This window comes from Acinetobacter sp. P8-3-8, assembly GCF_000214135.1.
Lineage (GTDB): Bacteria > Pseudomonadota > Gammaproteobacteria > Pseudomonadales > Moraxellaceae > Acinetobacter.
Genome location: NZ_AFIE01000103.1, coordinates 1 through 3,429, shown reverse-complemented (window position 1 = coordinate 3,429; position 3,429 = coordinate 1). Strand labels below are relative to the sequence as shown.

General features: G+C 37.9%; 4 protein-coding genes and 1 pseudogene. 3 read left to right on the top strand and 2 right to left on the bottom strand.

Features of this window, described 5'->3' with window-relative positions; all coding sequences use genetic code 11:
- The first annotated feature begins 76 nt into the window (after window positions 1-76).
- A complete protein-coding gene (locus tag GGG_RS0118480; RefSeq protein WP_005021578.1) occupies window positions 77-1,009 on the top strand; it encodes an IS5 family transposase in 933 nt (310 codons plus the stop codon).
- 39 nt (window positions 1,010-1,048) lie between these two features.
- Window positions 1,049-1,285, top strand: coding sequence for a hypothetical protein (locus tag GGG_RS0118475; RefSeq protein ID WP_005021575.1), 237 nt, complete (start codon window positions 1,049-1,051; stop codon window positions 1,283-1,285).
- Window positions 1,286-1,924: 639 nt separating this feature from the next.
- On the opposite strand, the gene GGG_RS0118465 is transcribed toward GGG_RS0118475, so the two are convergent.
- Complete coding sequence (locus tag GGG_RS0118465) at window positions 1,925-2,629, bottom strand: IS6-like element IS1006 family transposase (RefSeq protein WP_001067784.1); 705 nt, start codon at window positions 2,627-2,629, stop codon at window positions 1,925-1,927.
- A gap of 96 nt (window positions 2,630-2,725) precedes the next feature.
- On the opposite strand from GGG_RS0118465, the pseudogene GGG_RS20785 reads away from it, so the two are divergent.
- Window positions 2,726-3,019, top strand: a pseudogene (locus tag GGG_RS20785) (IS5/IS1182 family transposase); the annotation flags it as partial.
- A gap of 131 nt (window positions 3,020-3,150) precedes the next feature.
- Here the strand turns inward: GGG_RS20785 and GGG_RS20100 are convergent.
- The coding region (locus tag GGG_RS20100) for a hypothetical protein (RefSeq protein ID WP_010117717.1) at window positions 3,151-3,429 on the bottom strand (279 nt) is incomplete at its 5' end.

Sequence of the window (3,429 nt, the reverse complement as noted above, 5' to 3'; positions counted from 1 at the left end):
TGACTAGGTCTTAATTGAGAAGGGCTGTGTTGCACAAACCTAGCATCAAAAGCTTATTCAGCAATATAATTTCAAAATGAATAAGCCTGCCTCTAAAATCTACCGTACAACCAATTGGTCATCCTATAACCGAGCCTTAATTAACCGAGGTAATATTTCCATTTGGTTTGATCCAAAGACTCAGTGGTATGCACAATCACAAGGCAAGCAAGGTCGAAATCAAACCTACTCCGATACAGCGATTCAATGCTGCTCAATGATCAAATTACTATTCCGACTCTCTTTACGTATGGTCACAGGTTTTGTTCAAAGTCTGATTAAACTCTCCGGATTAGATTGGACAGCTCCGGATTATTCCACCCTTTGTCGTAGACAAAAGCATATTGATATTGCGATTAGCTATCAAAAAAGTAGTGATGGACTGCATCTACTCGTAGACTCTACTGGTTTGAAGTTTCTTGGTGAAGGTGAATGGAAACGCAAGAAACATGGGGCTGAATATCGTCGCCAATGGCGTAAGCTTCACATTGCTATGGATGCTAAAACCCTGCAAATACGTGCAGTACAACTCACCATAAATAATGTCAGTGATTCTCAAGTACTCGAAGATTTACTTGCTCAAATTCCCTTGGATGAACCAATTGATTCTGTTTATACAGATGGTGCTTATGACACAAAGCACTGCCGACAAGTCATTTTAGATCGAGATGCACATGCGATCATTCCACCTAGAAAGAATGCAAAGCCTTGGAAGGATCAGCAAGCGAGGTCTATAGAGCGGAATGAATTATTAAAGACAGTCAAACGGCTAGGCAGATCGCTTTGGAAAAAGTGGTCTGGTTATCACCGTCGAAGTTTGGTTGAAACCAAGATGCATTGCATCAAATTATTAGGCGATAAATTAACAGCGCGGAGTTTTCCAAGTCAGGTGAATGAGATCCATGCACGCATGGCAGTTTTGAATAAATTCACAGAATTAGGTCGCCCTCATACCCAAGTTGTCTCTTAAATTTGAGTAGCTTAAGGGAAATCAGCCTTTCAAACCTTTATGCAACAAAGCCGGCCGAAAGTATGTCAGGTATTTGAAATGCTGATTCAGGACGGTATCCTCAATAGTAATCAGGTTTTAAGTGGTTTACCCCATCCTTCGGGAGCCAATGCGGAGCGAATAGCGTATTTTCTCGGGAATAAGCCTAAAGAATTACTATCATCTAAAACGAATCCAGAGTTATTGGATAAAGCGAAAGCTGAAATCATTAAGAAACTTGAACGCCTGGAAATGTAGTGACTATCCATACAGGCATGGAACATGACTGTTCACGTAAAAAGCCCAATCTAGTGTGATCGGGCTTTTTGTTGTGTAATTATATGATTGATTTTAAATGAAAAATTAAAATAATTTCGTATAAGGTGTATTATGTTAATTTTAGAGAAACTACTAAATTATATTGAGTTGTAAATAGTTGAAATTCCGTTAAGATATTTTGGATTAAATTCTATTCCTAGATAGCATTCGTGTTGACTCATCTCTCCAAAAAACTTTGGTTTTGTTTTCTTATGGTTTTTGCCATAGGATGGAGTAGTGTGTCTGTTGCATCAGTAAAGATAATGCATATCAATATGCAAACTGAAATGAGCCAAGATCATTGTTTAGATCAAGCACAGCAAGTCACTCAACATGGTATTAATCACGAAGTACAGACGAATACCGATTGCCATAATCATTTAGCTATTAATCAGAATATAGATCACAAAAAGTGTCAGGAATGTTCTAGCTTATCCTGCCAGACAGAGATCTCATGTCTTCATTCTTTGCAAAGCTCGCTAGATCCCCTAGATACCTTCTATTCTATAGATCAGCCTAATTTTTATGGCACTGTTGCAAATAGAGATTTGAGTCGATGATGTTCCCTTTAAAAAGTACTTAGAGACCGAAAACCCTGTTGATTAGACACACTTCACCCTGAGGCTGACCATAATAAAATGACGATGCTTGTCCTTTACGTAGTGCACGCATGACTTCAATACCTTTAATTGTGGCATAAGCCGTCTTCATAGATTTGAATCCTAATGTGGCCCTGATGATCCGCTTTAGCTTGCCATGATCACATTCAATCACGTTATTTTTATACTTAATCTGCCTGTGCTCAAGGTCTGGTGGACATTTACCTTCCCGTTTTAACCGTGATAAAGCACGTCCATATGTGGGTGCTTTATCCGTGTTGATCACTTGTGGAATTTGCCACTTCTTCACATTATTTAAAATTTTTCCAAGAAAACAATATGCTGATTTGGTATTACGTCTAGAAGAAAGATAAAAATCAATGGTATCGCCACGTTGATCGACTGCACGATACAGATAAGACCATCGTCCATTCACTTTTACATAGGTTTCATCAATATGCCACGAGCTCAGATCTGTAGGATTACGCCAATACCAGCGTAAACGTTTTTCTATTTCAGGAGCATAACGTTGAACCCAACGGTAAATAGTCGTGTGATCAACATTCACACCCCGTTCGGCCAGCATTTCCTGCAGTTCACGATAGCTAATGCCATATTTACAATACCAGCGCACAGCCCAAAGAATGATTTCGCCCTGAAAATGCCGACCATGGAAAGGATTCATATGCTGCACCTTTAGCTAAAACAGTCTTCAACTTACCATTCGTGGTTATTTGCAACAGTGCCCTTCAGCTTACCATTCGTGGTTATTTGCAACAGTGCCGTAATTCCACCCAGGAAGAATGCCAAGCCCTGGAAAGATTCTAAAATCAGTTCAATAGAACGAAATGAGTTACTTCAAACGGTTAAGCATTTAGGCAGAACCCTATGGAAAAAATGGTCGGGCTATCACCGTCGCAGTTTGGTGGAAACCAAGATGCATTGCATCAAATTATTAGGAGATAAGCTGACGGCAAGACATTTTCAAAGTCAGGTCAATGAAGTTCATGCGCGTGTGGCAGTTCTGAATAGATTTACGGAATTAGGTAGACCTCACACCCAAGTTGTCACTTAAATTTGAATGGATTGGGGAAAACTCAGCTTTTGAATGTTTATGCAACAAAGCCGGTTTTAGTTATAAACTTATTCATTCAGGAATTATATTGCTGAATGAATAAGTCTAATTGATTTATTTATGCAACCCAACTATTCATTTGATTCATTTGATTCATTTGATTCATTTGATTCATTTGATTCATTTGATTCATTTGATTCATTTGATTCATTTGATTCATTTGATTCATTTGATTCATTTGATTCATTTGATTCATTTGATTCATTTGATTCATTTGATTCATTATTTTTAACTTGTTTTTGTTTAGAATTTTCAACTTTAGAAGCTTTTAAATTCTTTTCAAGAAATAACAAGCCGCCATCTGCATAACTAAAACTTGCGATACTAAAGAATGCACTAATTAACAGTAA